The organism is Moorena sp. SIO3I6 (genome assembly GCF_010672095.1).
The window spans coordinates 1-1146 of sequence record NZ_JAAHHU010001593.1; the positions used below are offsets into that span (position 1 = coordinate 1).

A 1146-nucleotide genomic window follows, 5' to 3' on the forward strand; every position below is an offset into this window, starting at 1 on the left:
ATTAGTGGGCTAAAATCTGCAAAGTAGATTTTGGTAGCTAAAAAGTATCGGAAAGTCCGAAAGTACTCCAAAACCAAAATCAAGACAACCAAAATCAATACCAAAATCAACAATGGGGAAGAGATATCAATGCTCTTCCCTATTTTTTTTGTAGAACCCTGTCTAACCGGTTCAAAATATTCATTGCTTTAACCCAAACAATGAAATACTAACCATAAGCTTAATAAATCTTTATAATATTCTTAACAAGCTTAACAAGATAGATATTAGCTCATACAATGATCGACCAGCGCCTTCAACGCAGTAAATTGGATGAGAGCGATGATGCTCTGTTCTATTCATTTCCACGGTTTGTGACTCATGTCGATGAGGGCTTTATTGATCAGCTGGTAAACCTCTATCGGGAGCGACTACAACCCAACACCCGCATCCTCGATCTTATGAGTAGTTGGGTTTCTCACTTACCAGAAGACATGGAGTTTGCTCATGTTGAGGGGCATGGGATGAATGGCGAAGAATTGGTCAAAAATCCTAGACTTAATCACTACTTTATCCAAGACTTGAATCAAAATCAGCAATTGCCATTGCCTGAACAAGACTTTGATGCTGTCCTGATTGCTGTTTCAGTTCAGTATCTTCAGTACCCCGAAAAAGTTTTTGCTGAGATTCATCGCGTCTTAAAACCAGGGGGAATAGCAATTGTTAGCTTTTCTAACCGAATGTTTTTTCAAAAGGCGATTCAGTCTTGGCGAGATGGTAGCGAGCAAAGTCGAGTGGAGTTAGTGAAAACCTATTACCAGTCTATTCCTGGATTTAGTTCGCCTGAGGTTGTTGCTCGACCATCGCCGCTTCCTACTTTTCTGCTACAGCTTGGGATCACTTTAGGCGATCCATTCTATGCAGTACTGGCTAATCGAACTACCTGAGCCTTTTTATGAAGGGTTTTGTTGATGGTAATTTTTAACAGTCAATAGTCAAAATTAAACAAAAAAGCAACAGTCAAGAGTAAACAAAAAAGCAATTAACTAACTTAATAACTAATGACTAATTACTCATCAATTTGCCAGACATCTTGACTCAAGGCTTCATCCAGAATTTTTTTCGGTCGTAATACTAGGATGAGGCGTCCCAAAAAACTAACATCAG

1 protein-coding gene is annotated in these 1146 nt (G+C 38.9%); it reads left to right on the forward strand.

Translation table 11 applies throughout. The annotated features are described in order from the left end of the window. Positions 1-278 precede the first annotated feature (278 nt). Complete coding sequence (locus tag F6K49_RS51495; RefSeq protein ID WP_075902078.1) at positions 279-926, forward strand: class I SAM-dependent methyltransferase; 648 nt, start codon at positions 279-281, stop codon at positions 924-926. Positions 927-1146 lie beyond the last annotated feature (220 nt).